At 58.7% G+C, this 16,403-nt stretch carries 20 protein-coding genes; 9 read left to right on the top strand and 11 right to left on the bottom strand.

All coding sequences use genetic code 11. The features are described 5' to 3' along the window. Window positions 1-2 precede the first annotated feature (2 nt). The 3 genes from ADADOO_RS14275 to ADADOO_RS14265 are packed head-to-tail and all read right to left on the bottom strand — an operon-like array spanning window position 3 to window position 2,848. On the bottom strand, window positions 3-1,457 hold the full coding sequence (locus tag ADADOO_RS14275; protein WP_511278173.1) for a 2-hydroxymuconic semialdehyde dehydrogenase: 1,455 nt from the start codon (window positions 1,455-1,457) through the stop codon (window positions 3-5). Between the two features lie 42 nt (window positions 1,458-1,499). Further along, entirely contained in the window at window positions 1,500-1,922 is a 423-nt protein-coding gene (locus tag ADADOO_RS14270) for a GlcG/HbpS family heme-binding protein (RefSeq protein WP_511278172.1), read from the bottom strand. Further along, the gene (locus ADADOO_RS14265) at window positions 1,922-2,848 is read right to left on the bottom strand and encodes a catechol 2,3-dioxygenase (protein WP_511278171.1); all 927 of its coding nucleotides are present in this window, start codon (window positions 2,846-2,848) and stop codon (window positions 1,922-1,924) included. The genes ADADOO_RS14270 and ADADOO_RS14265 overlap by 1 nt, the downstream gene beginning before the upstream one ends. Before the next feature lie 222 nt (window positions 2,849-3,070). Between ADADOO_RS14265 and ADADOO_RS14260 the strand changes: the two genes are divergently transcribed. After that, complete coding sequence (locus tag ADADOO_RS14260; protein ID WP_511278170.1) at window positions 3,071-3,751, top strand: GntR family transcriptional regulator; 681 nt, start codon at window positions 3,071-3,073, stop codon at window positions 3,749-3,751. Between the two features lie 66 nt (window positions 3,752-3,817). Here ADADOO_RS14260 and ADADOO_RS14255 read toward each other — a convergent pair whose 3' ends face one another. The 7 genes from ADADOO_RS14255 to ADADOO_RS14225 all read right to left on the bottom strand — a co-directional run bounded on the left by ADADOO_RS14255 (window position 3,818) and on the right by ADADOO_RS14225 (window position 8,882). Further along, window positions 3,818-4,156, bottom strand: a complete 339-nt coding sequence (locus ADADOO_RS14255; RefSeq protein WP_511278169.1) for a 2Fe-2S iron-sulfur cluster binding domain-containing protein — start codon at window positions 4,154-4,156, stop codon at window positions 3,818-3,820. 83 nt (window positions 4,157-4,239) lie between these two features. After that, a complete protein-coding gene (locus ADADOO_RS14250; RefSeq protein ID WP_511278168.1) occupies window positions 4,240-5,301 on the bottom strand; it encodes an NADH:ubiquinone reductase (Na(+)-transporting) subunit F in 1,062 nt (353 codons plus the stop codon). Window positions 5,302-5,313: 12 nt separating this feature from the next. Then, window positions 5,314-5,673 (bottom strand): phenol hydroxylase subunit P4, encoded by a 360-nt coding sequence (locus ADADOO_RS14245; RefSeq protein WP_511278167.1) that lies wholly within the window; start codon window positions 5,671-5,673, stop codon window positions 5,314-5,316. 62 nt (window positions 5,674-5,735) lie between these two features. Further along, window positions 5,736-7,289: an aromatic/alkene/methane monooxygenase hydroxylase/oxygenase subunit alpha gene (locus ADADOO_RS14240; protein ID WP_511278166.1), complete on the bottom strand. Its 1,554-nt coding sequence runs from the start codon at window positions 7,287-7,289 to the stop codon at window positions 5,736-5,738. A 14-nt stretch (window positions 7,290-7,303) separates the two neighbouring features. Further along, the gene (locus tag ADADOO_RS14235) at window positions 7,304-7,573 is read right to left on the bottom strand and encodes an MmoB/DmpM family protein (protein ID WP_511278165.1); all 270 of its coding nucleotides are present in this window, start codon (window positions 7,571-7,573) and stop codon (window positions 7,304-7,306) included. 8 nt (window positions 7,574-7,581) lie between these two features. Next, window positions 7,582-8,571 carry an aromatic/alkene monooxygenase hydroxylase subunit beta gene (locus ADADOO_RS14230; RefSeq protein WP_511278164.1) on the bottom strand — a complete coding sequence of 330 codons (990 nt, stop codon included), beginning with the start codon at window positions 8,569-8,571 and terminating at the stop codon, window positions 7,582-7,584. A 35-nt stretch (window positions 8,572-8,606) separates the two neighbouring features. Further along, window positions 8,607-8,882, bottom strand: a complete 276-nt coding sequence (locus ADADOO_RS14225) for a phenol hydroxylase subunit (protein ID WP_511278163.1) — start codon at window positions 8,880-8,882, stop codon at window positions 8,607-8,609. Window positions 8,883-9,326: 444 nt separating this feature from the next. On the opposite strand from ADADOO_RS14225, the gene ADADOO_RS14220 reads away from it, so the two are divergent. The 3 genes from ADADOO_RS14220 to ADADOO_RS14210 all read left to right on the top strand — a co-directional run bounded on the left by ADADOO_RS14220 (window position 9,327) and on the right by ADADOO_RS14210 (window position 11,794). Next, window positions 9,327-11,000 carry a sigma 54-interacting transcriptional regulator gene (locus ADADOO_RS14220; RefSeq protein ID WP_511278162.1) on the top strand — a complete coding sequence of 558 codons (1,674 nt, stop codon included), beginning with the start codon at window positions 9,327-9,329 and terminating at the stop codon, window positions 10,998-11,000. Beyond that, a complete protein-coding gene (locus ADADOO_RS14215) occupies window positions 10,997-11,536 on the top strand; it encodes an antibiotic biosynthesis monooxygenase (RefSeq protein WP_511278161.1) in 540 nt (179 codons plus the stop codon). Before ADADOO_RS14220 ends, ADADOO_RS14215 begins: the two co-directional genes overlap by 4 nt. 111 nt (window positions 11,537-11,647) lie before the next feature. Next, window positions 11,648-11,794 carry a helix-turn-helix transcriptional regulator gene (locus tag ADADOO_RS14210; RefSeq protein ID WP_511278160.1) on the top strand — a complete coding sequence of 49 codons (147 nt, stop codon included), beginning with the start codon at window positions 11,648-11,650 and terminating at the stop codon, window positions 11,792-11,794. 60 nt (window positions 11,795-11,854) lie between these two features. On the opposite strand, the gene ADADOO_RS14205 is transcribed toward ADADOO_RS14210, so the two are convergent. Beyond that, window positions 11,855-12,904 (bottom strand): Fic family protein, encoded by a 1,050-nt coding sequence (locus ADADOO_RS14205; protein ID WP_511278159.1) that lies wholly within the window; start codon window positions 12,902-12,904, stop codon window positions 11,855-11,857. 196 nt (window positions 12,905-13,100) lie between these two features. On the opposite strand from ADADOO_RS14205, the gene ADADOO_RS14200 reads away from it, so the two are divergent. The 5 genes from ADADOO_RS14200 to ADADOO_RS14180 all read left to right on the top strand — a co-directional run bounded on the left by ADADOO_RS14200 (window position 13,101) and on the right by ADADOO_RS14180 (window position 15,634). Beyond that, window positions 13,101-13,319, top strand: a complete 219-nt coding sequence (locus ADADOO_RS14200; RefSeq protein ID WP_511278158.1) for a DNA-binding protein — start codon at window positions 13,101-13,103, stop codon at window positions 13,317-13,319. 267 nt (window positions 13,320-13,586) lie between these two features. Beyond that, window positions 13,587-14,849: a tyrosine-type recombinase/integrase gene (locus tag ADADOO_RS14195; RefSeq protein WP_511278157.1), complete on the top strand. Its 1,263-nt coding sequence runs from the start codon at window positions 13,587-13,589 to the stop codon at window positions 14,847-14,849. Window positions 14,850-14,875: 26 nt separating this feature from the next. Continuing rightward, on the top strand, window positions 14,876-15,076 hold the full coding sequence (locus ADADOO_RS14190) for a hypothetical protein (RefSeq protein WP_511278156.1): 201 nt from the start codon (window positions 14,876-14,878) through the stop codon (window positions 15,074-15,076). A gap of 79 nt (window positions 15,077-15,155) precedes the next feature. Beyond that, complete coding sequence (locus ADADOO_RS14185; RefSeq protein ID WP_511278155.1) at window positions 15,156-15,398, top strand: hypothetical protein; 243 nt, start codon at window positions 15,156-15,158, stop codon at window positions 15,396-15,398. Further along, on the top strand, window positions 15,395-15,634 hold the full coding sequence (locus ADADOO_RS14180; protein ID WP_511278154.1) for a hypothetical protein: 240 nt from the start codon (window positions 15,395-15,397) through the stop codon (window positions 15,632-15,634). Before ADADOO_RS14185 ends, ADADOO_RS14180 begins: the two co-directional genes overlap by 4 nt. The last annotated feature ends 769 nt before the right edge of the window (window positions 15,635-16,403 follow it).

The raw sequence follows: 16,403 nt of genomic DNA, 5'->3' as shown, positions 1-16,403 counted from the left end.
CCTTACAGCTTGATGCAGACATTCTTGAGTTCGGTGTAGAACTCAAGCGAATGCACGCCACCTTCGCGGCCAATACCCGAATGCTTGGCGCCACCGAACGGCGTGCGCAGGTCGCGCAGGAACCAGCTGTTGACCCAGACCAGGCCGGCTTCGATACGGCCGGCAACGCGGTGAGCGCGATTGACATCCTGCGTGAAGACCGAAGCGGCCAGGCCATAGCTCGTGCTATTGGCGCGCTTGATGACCTCGTCTTCGCTGTCGAAAGGCATGACGAGCGTGCATGGCCCGAAGATTTCTTCGCGAGCCACGGTCGAGTCGTCGCCCAGGCCGGTCCAGATGGTCGGTTGCACCCAGGCGCCGTTGGCCAGTTCGCCCGGCATGTCGGGAACACCGCCGCCGGTAACGACCGTGGCGCCCTCCTCGACCGCTTTCTTGTAATACGACAGGACCTTGTTGCGATGTTCCTGGCTGACCAGCGGCCCCATGTTGCTGCTCGGGTCGCTCGGCACGCCGAGCTTGAGCTTTTCGGCCCCGGCCTTCAGCGCGGCGACGAAGGTCTCGAAGAACGGCCGCTCGACATAAACGCGCTCCGTACCGAGGCAAACCTGGCCGCAGTTGGAGAAGCAGGAACGAATGGTCGCTTCGATGGCAACATCGAGATTGGCATCGGCGAAAACAATGGCCGGATTCTTGCCGCCCATTTCCAGCGACACCGGACGGGCGCCATCGGCTGCCGCTTTCATGATCGCCGCACCGGTCCGCGTTTCGCCGGTGAAAGTGATGGCATTGACGCCCTGGTTGGTGGTCAGGAATTCGCCGGCCGAATTCGGGCCGAAGCCATGCACGACGTTATAAACGCCCTTCGGCACGCCACAGGCATTCATGACTTCGCCGAGCAGCGTCGCGGTCGACGGCGTTTCTTCGGAAGGCTTGACGACGACGGTGTTGCCGCAGGCCAGCGCCGGGCCGACCTTCCAGGTCATGAGCAGCAGCGGCAGGTTCCACGGGCAGACGACACCGACGACGCCCACCGGGCGGCGAATCGCGTAGTTGAGCGCGCCCTTGCCATCCGGCGTCGCCATTTCGAAGAATTCGGTCGGTGCATTCTTGATGACGTCGGCGAAGATCTTGAAGTTGGCCGCACCGCGCGGGATGTCGATGTGCGAGGCGAGGCTCTTCGGCTTGCCGGTATCGGCGCATTCAGCTTCGAGGAATTCGTCGAAGCGGCGGGTGATCTCGTCGGCCACCTTGTTCAGGATGTCGGTGCGCTCGACCACGGTCATCTTGCCCCACGGCCCTTCGAGGGCGTCGCGGGCCGCCTGGACGGCCGCATCGACTTCGGCCTTGCCGGCTTCGTGGACCATGCCGATCAGCGAATTATCGAGCGGCGTGCGCTTCTCGAACTGCTTGCCTGTCGCGACAAATTCGCCATTGATGAAATTCAGGATTTGCTTCATTCCCTTGTTTTCCTATTTTTGTTTGCTGTTCATTTGCCAGATTCAAGCCAGACCGATGGCCGCCAGGCCCGCCTGAGCACATTCTTCGTCCTGCGCTTCGGAAGCACCGGAAACACCGATGCCGCCGAGCCAGTCGCCCGAACCCACCGGCAAACCGCCACCGAAAACGATCAGCCGCGGCTGGGCCGAAAAGCCCAGTTTCATTCCTTCGTCGTGGCCGATCGCCCCCATCCACGCCTTGGTCGGAAAACCGAAGCTGGCCGAGGTGTAGGCCTTGTCGATGGCGATATCGATCGAGTGGATGAAGGCGCCGGGCATGCGCAGGAAGGCCATCAGATTGCCGCCACGGTCGACCACGGCAACGTTGATCTTCCAGCCGTTGGCCGTGGCATGGGCCACGGCTGCCGCACAGGCGGCCGCAGCTGCCTCGGCCGAAATCCCCGGGATCGTGGCGGCAACTTGCATCAGGTCACCACGGTCAGGAAGCGATCGTTGAGCTTGCGGTCGTGATAGAACACGGCGGCGCCCACTTCATCCATGGTCCACTTCGTCGGTTTCTGATCAGGGTAGGCATAGTTGCCGCCGCAGAAGGTTTCGAAGCGATTGCCGTTCGGATCGAAGGCGTAGATCGTCGTGCCACGGGTGACGCCATGGCGGGTCGGGCCGATGTCGATGGACACGCGATTCATCGACATCAGGTCGGCGGCGCGCAGCACCTGCTCCCAGCTTTCGAGCAGGAAGGAAACGTGGTGCAGCTTGCCCGGTTCCGGATGGCGGACGAAAGCGATGTCATGGGCCTTGGTCGAGCACGACAGCCAGATCGCCAGATCCTGGTTGTCGTCGAGCGCGATGTGCTCGACGAGGTAGAAACCGAGGACATCCTGGAAGATGGCCTGGGCTTTTTCGATATCCGGCCCGTAAAGCAGGCAATGGTCGAGGCGGATCGGGGCGATGCCCTTTTCGGCGCCGGCACACCAGGCTTCCGGATTGAGTTCGCCCATCTCGTTGCCAATGGCCGTCTTTTGCGCATACAGCTCGATGTCGTGGCCGGTCGGCAGCGTGAAGCGCACGCGCTCGCCAGTTTCCAGCAACTCGCCGGCCGGGATCCGCTTGGTGGCGACGCCGTAGGCGTTCAGATCCTTCTCGAGCTTGGCCAGCGTGGCATCGCTATCGACCTTGAAGGCGAAGAAGTCGATGCCGGCCGTCTCGGCCTGGCGCAGGATGACGCTGTTGTGATCGCGCTCTTCCCAAGTCTTGAAATAAACACGGCCCTGGGCATCACGACCGGTTTCGACCAGGCCCAGCACCTTCGAATAGAAATCGACGCTTTCTTCAATGTCGAGCACCCGCATCTGAGCGTGTCCGGGACGTAAAACACCAGTCATTGCCATTTGTCTTCTCCTGTTTTTTGAGTATTTCGATCACCCAAAAATCTGCGCAATCGATTTACCATTACGATATTTGCAACGAATCTCGATGTCAATACTTTTTCTCGAGATTTTTAAAAACCCTGAAAATTTCCCGGCTCAGGGTAAAATTAACGCGTCTGGTCAAACCACTGAACCGAACCCAAAATCATGGCTAACAACAGCACATCGAATGGCGACAGCCTCATGTCAGAACCGAAAACCCTTGTCGAATCCGCCTACCGCGCACTCCGTCGCGACATCATCGAAGGCCACCTCGCCCCCGGCGAAAAACTCCGCGTCGAGCATCTCAAGGACGACTACGGCGTCGGCGCCGGCACGTTGCGCGAAGCGCTTTCGCTGCTCATTTCCGACGCCCTCGTCGTCAGCCAGGGACAGCGCGGCTTTCGCGTCGCCCCGGTGTCCCTCGAAGATTTCGAAGACATCACCCAAACCCGCGTCATGCTCGAATGCGAGGCCCTGCGCCAGTCGATCACCATGGGCGACGATGCGTGGGAAGGCGACTTGCTGGCCGCTTTTCACCGCCTGGCCAAGGCCGAGGAAAAGCGCATCGGCACCGACGACCGGGAAGAGTGGGAAGAGCGCAACCGCATCTTTCACGAGGTGCTCATCGCGGCCTGTCCGTCGCGCTGGCTCAAGCATTTCCTCTCCATCCTCTACCAGCAGGCCGAACGCTATCGCCGCCTGTCGCTCTACCTGCAGCCGATTCCGCGCGACATCCATGCCGAACACGAAGCCCTGATGCAGGCGGCCATGGCCCGCGATGCCGACAAGGCCACCGCGATCCTCGGCGAACACATCCGGCTCACTTTCCGCTCCGTTCAGTCGATCCCGAAAGACCAGCTGAACGAAAAACTGGCCGCCTGAATCCGCCTGGCCGGTTTTCGAAATTGGCCATTTTTTCCGGTTGACCGTGGCAATGCCCGACGCTCTCTAAACGGCGAGCGTCGGCGCCACCAGCGGCTGCGTTTTACAGACGTTCTTGGCCATCTTGCCGAGCACCTTGAGCGTGATGTCGCTGGTCGGCCTGACCCGGCAGGCCAGCACGCGATCCGCCGCCTCGTCCTCGACGCTGACGTACTCACGGCTCATCACCCGCTTGACGTAAGTGCCGGCGGTGATCTCGACCTTGCAGACGCCGCAGCCGCCGCCGCGACAACCGACCGGAATGCCTTTCTTGCCAAGACGCTCCATCCCGACCAGCAGGGACTCTACCGGCGAGCAACGAAAGGTCTCGCCGGTTTCCTCGATCAGCACGTTGTAATAGATCATCGTTAGTCTCTCGTTATTAGTTGTTAGTCGCTAGCCAGTAGTCGCCGGGTTTGAGCTCGCGACTAATAACCACCGACTGGCCACTAGATGTTCTTGAACAAGGGGCTTTTCAGTTGCTGCGAGGCATCCGCCGCCGAGAAGAATTTCTCCATGTAGATGTCGCGCTCGAACAGCCGGCCCTGCATCAGCGTGCTGATACAGGCTTCGATCATCGCCGGCGGTCCGCACAGGTAGGCCTTGTGACCGCGAAAATCGTTATTGAAGTGCGCCTTCGCCGCCTCGTGCACGAAGCCCCGGGCACCCGTCCAGTCGGAACCCTCTGGCTCGCTCGACAAGGCGGGAACATAGGTGAAGTTGGCATGCTTCTCGGCCAACGCCCGGAACTCGGCGTCGTAATACAGCTCTTCACGGCTGCGCTGACCGTACACCAGCGTCATCGGCTTATCGAAGCCTTCGGCCAGCAAGTCCTCGATCATCGATTTCGGGCTGGATAGCCCGGAGCCACCGGCCATGAAAACCAGCGGCACATTGGCCGATTTCTTGACGAAGAAACGGCCGTAAGGGCCAGTTAGTTTGAGCTTCTCGCCGACTTCCAGCTTCTCGTGCAGCCAGGTCGTGACCTGACCGCCCGGCACAATGCGCACGTTCAGTTCGACAACGTCGCCGCTCTGCGGCGAATTGGCCAGGGAAAATGCCCGTGATTGCCCGTCGACCGCAGGAATCTCCAGATTGATGTACTGCCCGGCCTGGAAATCCATGGGACGGTCGAGCTTGAGCCAGATACCGCGAATGGTCGGCGTCAGGGCTTCGATGCGGATCACTTCGCCGTCGTAGTCCCGCACCGGCAGGTTGCGCGAATCGGGATCTTCCTCGATCTCGGCTTCGATCACCGTATCGGACTCCAGCCGGCAGCAGCAGGCCAGCGTCTTGCCCTCCTCTCGCTCGAAATCCATCAGGGCAAAGGTCGAGGCTTCGCCGTGATCGATTTCGCCATCCAGCACCTGCACCTTGCAGGTGGCGCACAGGCCATGACAGCAGGCGTGCGGCAGGTAAATGCCGGCGCGCAGGGCGGCATCGAGAATGGTTTGGCCATCCTCGACTTCGATGGTCTGGCCGAGCGGCTCAATGGTCAGTTCGTAACTCATGACGCCCCCGGCTCAGGAACAGCTGCCGTTGATGCCCTTGAGGCCCGGCGTCTGGAAACGCAGCATGTCCTTGTGCTTGAGCCCCAGCTCGGCCAGCGTCTTGCTCATGTCCGGCTGCCACGGCTGACCGGATTTCAGCCAGGTCACCTTGCTGAAATCGACGCTCTTCCAGTCCGGGTGATAGCCGAAGGAATGCGCCATGGACTTTTGGCACAGGTCGCTGAACGGGGTGTTCGGCGGCAGGCAATAGGCGAACGGGGCGCAGAACATCAGGTGGTCGTCCCAACCAACGTAGAGCAACTGGGCGCCATGGAACTTGTCGACCGAATCAGCCGGGGGAAATTTGTAATCTTTCAGAGCTTGTACAGCCATCTTTGTCTCCTTTTTATCAGGGAAGGCGACGGTCATTGCCGCCCTCCCTTCATCTAGAACGATCAGGTGTTTTTGGTCGCCATGCCGCGCCAGGCGGCAAAGTTGGCCTGGTCACGCGAACCCTCGAAATCAAGGTTGTCGTGGCCATTGTTGAAGTGGTACCAGTCGAGCACGGCAGCCAGCGGGTCGAAGCCCTCGGCGGTCGGATCGGTGCCCTCCGGGAAGCAGTTGCCCTGATAAATCTGGTGCACCGGCAACCACGACTGGACGTACTTCTCCGGCTCGTTGTCGAAGATGTGCTGACAGCCGTCCGAACAGGTGTGGTACTTCTCGCCCTCGTACTCCGATTCGCGGTAGCAGAGCGTGGTCGGGTCGCCCGGCTCGGTGAAGATCATCGGGATCTGGCAGACCTGGCATAGCATGGGCAACGTGTTGGTGTAGAAACGGTTGCCCTTCTCGGCCTCGTCACGCCAGTAGGTGAAGCGGGCGCGGTAGTACTTGTCGAAGGTGTTCGGATACTTGGCCGACAGCCAGTCCATTTCCTCGTCGTTCGGCATCCAGGTGTGGAAAGCGGCAGCGCCGCCGTACTGGTAGAAGGTCGCCCAGGCTTGATGGGAGATGTGTTCCTTGTCTTCGGTGCACTGGGTCAGGCAATCCGGCACCTTGATGCCGTAGCGCGCCAGGTCGGCGAACAGGGCACCCCCGTTCTGCTCGAAATAGATTTCCCAGGCTTCCTTCCAGCTCATGACGCGCTTCGGCAGCATGTAGTCCATCATCATGCCGACCAGCGACAGCACGCGGATGCCGCGCCAGGCCCACTTGTCGATCCACTTCTGGACGATGGGCAGGTTGTCCGGATCCTGCTCGAGCATGAACTTGATGCACTCGAGGCCGAGCGTCATGTGACGGGCTTCGTCGGACTGCGCCGAGAAGCCGAAAGTCACCGTCGCCATGTCGCCGTTGTAGGCGGCACCGGACATGAAGGGCACGAAGAGCAGGTTGGTCAGGACGTATTCGAAGCTGAAGCCGATGGCGATCATCCACTCGAAGGGGCCGGCACTGAAGGCATCGTCGAAGAAGGACTTGGGCACCGAGAGATACCAGACGCGCTCAAGCATGTGCTTGAAGTCATGGAAGCCGTCGTAATGCTTGTTGTAGTTCGAGATGGCGTGAATCTGCGTCTGGGCATGGCGGATTTCATCGACCGACTGCATCAGGCAGGCGACGCGCGGGCCAACGCCCGGGAAGTTGCGGCCAGCGGCGGCAAAGCCACGGTGCGCGACATATTCAAGCGGCGAAATGCCGGTCAGGAACAATTTGACGGCATTGAGGTAGCGCGCATCGGTGATGCCGAGGTGGCCGTTGTTCTGGGCAAAGGCGTCGAGCACGGCGTACAGCTTGCGCTCCTTCTCGGCCTGATATTTCCAGTAGGCATCCATGGTCAGGCGGAACGGGTCTTCCCACTTGTCCCAATCGTGAATCTTGATGCCTTCGAAAGTCGCCTGCGGGAAGACCTTGTCCATCGGCTGATAGGAGGTCTGCCAGTCGAGGCCGCGGGTCATATGGGCGTATTTTTCCTTGAGGCCCAGCTTCTTCTTTTTAACGTTCATATCCATGTTCGTCTCCTAAATCAGTTCAGCCAGGACAACTTGAATTCGTCGTCGTCTTCGTCAAGGTGGCCGGAAATGGTGATGAGGTTGATCTGCAGCTCCTGCAGGTCGAAATCGCGGCCGATCAGCTCTTCGATGGAATTGCGCTTGATGACCAGCTGGCCCTCGGCGTCGATCTTGACCATGGCCGGTGATTCGTTGGCCACGGCATGCGGGTTGTCGGCGAGCACCGCCTCAATGATCGGGCGGGTGTCTTCATTCAGTTGAAAGGCGATAAATACGTTGGACATGGGAATTCCTAGACGGAGAGGCCGGATTTGGCACAACGGGCGTTGAACTGGGCGGTCACTTCGGCGAGCACCGTTTCGGCCTGATCGCCGAAGGCACGTTGGGCGATCGGGGCCAGTGCGGCGAGCACGAGCGGGCGATACTGCTTGACCCAATCGCTGATCAGCGCCTTGTTCTCAGCCGACTCGGCCGCCGCCACCTTGATCTGGGCATCGACCCACTTGGCCGTTTCGGTCGACCACTCGCCCATAAAGCGGGTCATCATCGAAATGACCGTGCCGCCATTGGCCGAGAAATCACCGTCGAGGTAGTCGTAAATGAGCGGATAGGTCAGGCCTTCGAGCACGAGGTTCTGGGCAACGAAAATCTCGAACCAGTCGGTGACGACCAATACGTTTTCGACGTGCTGGCGCATCGGCTGCCACATGGCGCCGGTCATCCAGGCGTCCTTGGCAGTGTCGAGCGCTTCCGGGCCATCCAGAACCAGGCCGATACGGGTCAGGTACTGGGCGACGGCGAGGTGATCCATGGCGTGGTAGAGGCAGGGCTGGGTCACCGCCGTGCCGTAGCCGTAGGCGGAAATGTAGGAGTTGCCCATGTTGCCGCCCCACTCGACGTGGCGCAGCGGGACCAGAACAGCCAGGGCGGTCTGCTTTATTTCTTCGGGAACGATGTCAGCCAGGCCGCGCTCTTCGATCATGTCGAAGCTCGACTCAGCGGCATCCTGCTGCCGAGAACGGGCAATTGTCCAGGCGCCGTAGTAAAACTGGCGCGGGTCTTTGAGCGCGTACCAGTCCTTCATCTGAATCTGGGTGCGGCGCTTGTCGAACAACTGCAGCTCCGGTTCCCACATCGGGCGGTAGTGGAAAATATCCGTTTGCTGGATATCGTAGGTGCCTTCCTGATAACGGCTGGCCGGCTTGTCGCCAAAGCGTCGCGCGATGTGATCGAAGGTGTGTCGCAAGGGCTTGATGGCGACTGTACGCAGATCAATTTCCATAGATGTCTCCTCTTATATTCCCTCTAACGGGATGGTTAGCCGGCGTCTGATATTTGCTGCTGTGACGCCGCATTCAAGCGTGCCGCCCAGTCGCCCTGACCGGGCGTGGCCGGGTCAAGAACGATGACGGCGTTGGCCAGGCAAAAATCGTGGAAAGCAGCTTCCGGCAACATCAGTTCGACGCACATGGCGGGATCGCCAATGGCGAATTCGAATTCGATGAAACCGTCCGGCCGCTGTTCGCAAACACGAACGTAGCGACGTGTCGGATCGAAGGTGATTCCCGGTTGAACAATGTCCTCTTGCCCCATGCTGCTTTCTCCTGGTGACGACGCGATCAACGATGCGTCGAGACCATCTCTTACTCAAGGAGCGTGCCAGAACTATAAGGCACTGTTTATATTGAAAAACTCAAATTTCCAGGCCAACCCCGCTGCCATGGAAATTACGTTTTGATCAACTGATTCATTGCCAGTTAATCAATTGATCAATTGCATCAAACGAAAAAAAGACCGGATTCGCGGCGGATATGTCGCCGCGCGCGGGACTGACGAGGCACACGGCCTATACTTGACGAAGGTAATAGTCAGAAAGCGGATTGCCACCGAATCTCAAAATCATGAAATAATCTCGAGAATTATTCGTTGTGCAATTCGTTGAAAATTCGGTACCCAGCCAATGCCGCCAGACGGCCTTGCTGACATAAAAAATGAATGCCGCGGAAGCCTGTCGGCATTGAACGGCAGAGAGACAAGATGACGACGATTCAGTACCCGGAATCCAATGACCTGAGAAATCTGGTCAAGTTTTGCGAACACGACGGCACGATCTGGCTCGGTGAAAACCGGATGATCCTCATGCATACGGCCGCCCTCGGCACCCTGCGCAAGGAGCTGGTTGATTCGGTGGGCAAGGAACAGACCCGACGCATCCTGACCCGCATGGGCTACGCCTCAGGCGTGCGCGATGCCGAACTGGCCAAGCGCATTCGCGCTCACCAGTCGCTGCAGGACGCCTTCTTCACCGGCCCCCAACTGCACATGCTCGAAGGCATCGTCCGGGTTACGCCGGTCAACCTCAAAATGGACATCGAAACCGGCCATTTCGAGGGCGAATTCCTCTGGGAAAACTCCTGGGAACAGGACGTTCATATGAAGGAGTTCGGCCGCTCGAACGAACCGGTCTGCTGGTCGCAAATCGGCTACGCCTCCGGTTACACCTCGGCCTTCGTCGGCAAGTTCATCCTGTTCAAGGAAGTCGAGTGCATCGCCTGCGGTGACAACCATTGCCGCATCATCGGCAAGCCGCTCGAGGAATGGGAGGATGCCGAAGAACACGCCAGTTACTTCCAGTCCGACCCCATGCTTAATCACCTGATGGAGCTGCGCACCCAGGTCGAGTATCTCCGCACGACGATCACGCAGAATGTCCAGACGCCCCAACTGGTCGGCATCTCGAACGGATTCAAGCAAGCCCAGGAACTCGTTTCCAAGGCGTCGTGCACCTCGGTCACGGTTTTACTGCTTGGCGAAACCGGTGTCGGCAAGGAACGCTTTGCCCGCGCCCTGCATCAAGAAAGTTCACGCCGCCAAGGCCCTTTCGTCGCCATCAACTGCGCCGCCCTGCCCCACGACCTCATCGAGTCTGAACTGTTCGGCGTCGAAAAAGGCGCCTACACCGGCGCGCAGAGTTCGCGCATGGGCAAGTTCGAACGAGCCGACGGCGGCACGCTGTTTCTCGACGAAATCGGCGAATTGCCGCTGGCCGCTCAGGCCAAGCTGCTGCGTGTGTTGCAGGAAGGTGAAATCGAACGCCTCGGCGACGACCGGACCCGCAAGGTCAATATCCGGCTGGTCGCCGCGACCAACGTCGATCTGGCCAATGCCGTCAAGGAAGGTCGTTTCCGCTCCGACCTTTACTATCGCCTGAACGTCTATCCGGTGACCATTCCGCCGCTGCGCGAACGCGTCGCCGACATTCAGCCGTTGGTCGAAGCGATGCTCGGCCGCTTCTCGACGCTGCACGAAAAACGTCTGCTCGGCGTCACCGACAAGACGCTGCAGGCCATGAAGGGCTATCCGTGGCCCGGCAATGTGCGCGAGCTGGAAAACATGATCGAGCGCGGCGTCATCCTCGCCCCGCAAGGTGGCTGGATCGAACTGGAGCATTTATTTACGCACGTCAGCGAAGCAAAATCGTGGGAATCGGCGATTTCGGCATCCGGCTCCCTGGAACAGGGCAAGTCCAAAAAATGCAGTTCCAGCCTGCTCGATTCGATCATTTCGAGCGGCATGTCACTCGAACAACTCGAAGAGGAACTGCTCACCGAAGCCGTCAAACGCGCCGACGGCAATCTGGCCGGCGCCGCCCGCGTTCTCGGCATCACCCGCCCGCAACTGCAATACCGACTGAAACGCAACACGCCATGAGTGAGCCGCTGATTCGCGTCGTCCGCCGCAAGGCCAAAGCCGGCTGCGAAGAAGCCTACGAGGCGCTGATCCGCGCCATGTTCGCCGATGCCAGCACCTTTCCGGGCTATCTCGCCGCCCAGCTGATCCCGCCGGAAAGCGTCGGCGGCGACTATCAGATCGTCCAGCGCTTCGCCAACGAAACTGATCTCGAACGCTGGAACGGCTCGCCCCAGCGCGCCCTCTGGCATGAACGATTGCGCGCCGTCGCCGAAGGCGATCCCGAATACCGCCTGCTCACCGGCCTCGATGCCTGGTTTGCCCCCACCGCCATTCCGGCCAGCCGACCGCCAGCGAAATGGCGAATGACGGTCGTTAGTTGGCTGGGCATCTTCCCGACGGTTGCCCTTCTCCTCTGGCTGGTCGCACCGCTCCTCGCCAGCTGGCCTTTCCTGCTCAGAACCGCCGTTTTTACCGCCCTGGTCGCGCTGGCGATGTCCTATCTGGTGATGCCGCGACTATCGCGCTGGGTGTCGTGGTGGCTGGTGAAAAAATAAGCGACCTTTGACATTTCGTTTTTGGCCATTTTTTCGGGTTGACCGTGGAAATAGCCGTAGCTTGGATGGATGCGGCAGCGGGTCGCCCCACCAACCCGTTCGGAGCCCTGCATGGAGATCATTCATTTCAACCAACGAAACCTCGCCAAGCGCTGGGATATCAGTGAGGCAACACTTGAACGCTGGCGAACCGAAGGGATCGGCCCCAAATATCTGAAACTCGGCGGTCGCGTGCTCTACCGTCTTGTCGATATCTAAGACTATGAATCCGCATGCCTCATGTCGTCCACCAGCAAGACCGTCGCCATTTAGAGCGTTTTAGCGCAGGTTGTACCAAACCCCTCGGCCACTGCCTTGCTGGTTCAGCGTGCCGCGTTCGACCAAGGTACGGAAATGCTGCTTCAACGTATTGCGGCTGGCACCGGTCAACTTGATCGCTTCACCAATCGTGACACGACCATGCTCGTGGGCAAACTCGACTATCTGTAGCTGCAGTTCAGGCAGGGCCGCCAGCACGATCTTCTCGCGCTCGACCTTCTTCTCCAGACGCCGCATCTGCTCGGCCAGGGAACGTAGAAAGAATACAAGCCACGGCTGCCAATTCGGCGATTCCGTGCGGATCGTGCCTTGGGTTTGACGCAGCGCCAGGTAGTAGGCTTCCTTGCTGTGTTCGATCACGCTTTCCAACGAGCTGTACGGCACATAGGCGTACCCGGCCTGCAGCAGCAGGAGCGTGGTCAGCACCCGGGAGAGGCGCCCGTTGCCATCCTGGAAGGGATGAATCTCCAAGAATACGACGACGCACAGAGCGATGATCAGCAGTGGATGCAGCCGGGCAGTCTCGCGCTCCTGGTTGACCCATGCCACCAACTCTGTCATCAGCCGAGGCGTATCGAAAGGTGACGCGGTCTGAAACACGATACCGATCTGCGCGCCGGTTTCGTCGAAAGCAGCGACGCTGTTTGTGTTGGTTTTGTAGTTGCCGCGATGCCAGGTGTCCTTCTCGCTGTGGCGCAACAGAATCTGGTGTAACTGTTTGATGTGATTCTCGGTGAACGGGATGTCCTGCCACGACGAGAACACCAAGTCCATCAGTTCGGCATAGCCAGCCACTTCCTGCTCGTCGCGAGTGGCGAAGGATTTGATCTCCAGATTCGACAGCCGTTGTTCCACCTCCCGGTCAGACAGCTTGCTGCCCTCAATGCGGGTGGAGGAACCGATGCTCTCGATGGTGGCCACGCGGCGCAAGGCCGACAGGCGATCGGGGGCAAGCGTGCCCAAGGCGCGCCAAGCGCCTTTGAACTCGTCGATCCTGGCAATCAGACTCAGGATCTCCGGGGTGATCTGGATGGTGTCAGTTTTCAGCATGAGCCAACACTACACCCATTTACACCCAATAAAGTAGAAAACCATTCTCACGCCCGATTACACCCATTTCATCGACTTATCCCGTAGCAATGCGGAATATCGGGTCATCCGATCAAGGCACGATGTATTTTGCAGGCACCTACCATGGATTCAAACGCCACCATCGTCGACTGCGAACTTCAATGAAGGATAAATCATGACTCAGCCCGCTTTATGGACTCAGGAACAACTCGCCCAACATTGGCTGGTTTCAGAAGGCACTCTCGAACGTTGGCGCTGCGAAGGGATCGGCCCGGTTTTCCTGAAAATTCGAGCCCACGTGCGCTATCGGCTTTCCGATATTATTGACGTTGAGGAGCAAAGTCTTCGTAAGAGCACCTCGGAGTCTCTAAACACCATCGACAATCGGAGCTGATACGAAAAAACCCTCAGTTGCCTCGCTGGTTCTTTGGGATACCTGCGGGCTGCTGAGGGTTCTTACGGGCCAATGATGGCCATTTCGAATTTGGCGGAGGAGGCGTCCTTCTAACATGGTTCCTAGGCGTTCCAAATTATCCGGCAAACAAATAAACAAACTGTTTAATTACAGCATATTGGTGAACATTCGCTTCCTATAGATTCCCTTGCGTTCCTATAAAATCCAAAATATGATTGGGGGCAGCAACAGGGGAAGGAACGAAAAATGGCAAAGCGAGTGAAAGCCCCGCTCACGGCAAAGGGCGTCGAATCAAAGACAGAACCGGGCTACTACGCAGACGGCGGCGGCCTGTATTTGCGAGTAAGCAAAGAAGGGAAGCGCAACTCAGCCGGCGTGAAGACGTGGGCGTTTCTCTTCACCATCGCCGGCCGCGCCAGGGAAATGGGCCTTGGCCCGGTGTCTGATATTTCACTGGCCGAAGCCCGCGACCTGGCGCTAGACCTTCGCAAACAAATCCGGCAAGGCGTTGACCCTATCGACGCCCGCCAAAAAGCTCGGGACGCTCAAGCCAAGGAAGCATCAAAGCGCATTACCTTTGCCGAGGCAGCCAAGGAATATATCGACGCCCACCGGGCGGGCTGGAAGAACGCGAAGCACGCCGACCAATGGACCAACACAATCGCCTCCTACGTCGCCCCAACGTTCGGCCACCTCTTCGTTGCCGACATTGATACCGGCCTCGTTGTCCGAGTCCTCAAACCAATTTGGGAGACCAAGAACGAAACGGCTAGCCGCCTTCGCGGCCGGATTGAATCGGTTTTGGATTGGTCGGCAACGCAAGGCTACCGCCCCCAGGGGGACAACCCGGCACGCTGGCACGGCCACCTTGAAAACTTGTTCCCCAAGCCGTCAAAAGTCCAAAAGGTTAAGCACCACACCGCCCTACCCTTTTCCGAAACGGGGAGCTTCATCAAGGAACTGCGCAAGCAGCAAGGCATGGCAGCGATGGCGCTTGAATTCACTATCCTCACGGCCTGCCGGACCGGCGAGACAATCGGCGCCACGTGGGACGAAATCGACCTTGGCGAAAAGGTATGGACGATTCCAGCCGAGCGAATGAAGGCCGAAAAGGAGCACCGCATACCGCTTTCAGATCGCGCGATTGAAGTCCTCAAGGCAACAACAATCGATGAACGCACCGGCTACGTTTTCCCCGGACCCAAAGCAGGAAAGCCGCTTTCCAATATGGCAATGCTGGCCCTACTTGGCCGCATGAAGCGGGACGACCTGACCGTTCACGGCTTCCGGTCTACGTTCAGGGATTGGGCCGGCGAGACAACGGCATTCCCCCGCGAAGTCATAGAGCACGCCCTGGCCCACTTACTCAAGGACAAGGCCGAGGCGTCATATGCGCGCGGCACACTATTCGACAAGCGCCGCTTGCTGATGTCTCAATGGGCGCAGTTCTGCGACACCGTTCAAACCGTTGCCGGCGTCACGCCGATTAGGAGTAAGACCGCAGCCTGACGAGCAGCGATCATAGTGAGGAAACCATGGCGACCAAGATCGAATTCATTCAGCCAAAACCGCGCATTGAAGATTGGCGCGTGAAAATGAACGGCCAGACGATTGGAAGTGTTTGGCGCTGCCGTGACCACTACATTGCCAGCGTCAAGGAACCAGTCAGAGCACCAACTCTTGATGACGCATTCAAGGCAGCAAAGAAACAAGCAAAGAGCATCGCCGCCGCCTAGTCGGTCACTGGCAAAGCGGGCCGGAAGGTGTTCGCGCACCGACCGACCCTGACCACAACTTGAAAAGGAGCTTCAAATCATGGCTGAATCAGATTTTACTATCCAAGTACCAGACGAGCGCTTCGACAAAGCAACGCTCAAACTTGAAGGGGCTAGAAGCATCCTTCAAACAATTGGAATCCTCATCGGCAATACCCCGGCCGGCAAAATCACCATCGCTGGGCATGTTCTCGACTCTGCGATGACTGGCGTCGACTTGTTGATCGAAAGCGCCGTCGCAGACCTTCATCACAACCATAAATCCAGCGAGGCGACAGCATGACCGCAAACGTCACGAGCATGATGCCACCCGTTTCAAGCGAACCGGCCGCATCAATCAACCCAATGATCGACGAAAGCGGCGACCCGCATCTTGTCTGCACTGCGCTGGAGGCTATCGCCGGCCTTATCGACCAGCACCAGGAAGTCAAACTCGACGAGGTGCAATCCTACGGGGTATCGATACTTCTTAAAACCTGCTCCGCGGCCCTGAGAACCATGCAGGAACAGCGGAAATAACCGATCACGCCGCCCCCTAGCCCGGCCAGGCGACCGGGAGGGGGCAATTTCCCGCTTAAAAAAATGAACAAGCAACGACGGACAAGAAAGGCGCGCTAGTGGGCGGTAGGAAAAAGGACATCTACAACCTGCTGAGCGAGGCCAGGCTGAACGAAGCCGTACCGACGGGGGAGCCAAGGCCGACGGGCGAACATGTGCGCGGATCAATCCGCTTGCCAGGCATAGAGGTTCGCGAACGAAAGGGGAAAACTGTCTATCGATGGGCGGAGAGCGAAAGCGGCGGCGACTTCTCGGAAAGTCCGATTGGAGTGTATTTGAAGCGGGCCACAAACACTTACTTGTCCAGTATTAACAAGGTGCTTCGGGTAGCCAGACTCGTTGAAGGTCGCGCCAAAGGCACAAAAACTAACCAAGAAAGAAAGGCGTTGCTGGCAGCCGAGGTGTTAAGGCTGTGGAAGCAACACCAGACCAAGGGGCGCGGACGTGCCGGATTGATTGCACGGCAACTCGGAATTACAGCACGTCGAGTACGGTTGCTTTGATCATCGTTGTCCGCTTTTTTGGTCTTCGTGAAATATTCCTATTTCATCACGAACGCCACACCGAACAAAGAAAACAGCCAGCCAACATTCCCAGAGCTTCCCAAATCTCATTGGGGGCAGCAACAGGGGCAGAAAACAAAAACGGCCTATAAGGGCCGTGGTTGCTTGTGTTCTGGCGGAGGAGGCGGGATTCGAACCCGCGGTAGGGGATTACCCTACACACGCTT

Source organism: Azonexus sp. (assembly GCF_036170495.1).
Lineage (GTDB): Bacteria > Pseudomonadota > Gammaproteobacteria > Burkholderiales > Rhodocyclaceae > Azonexus.
Note: the sequence above shows the minus strand (reverse complement) of the source record. Positions and strands in the feature narration are given on the sequence as shown.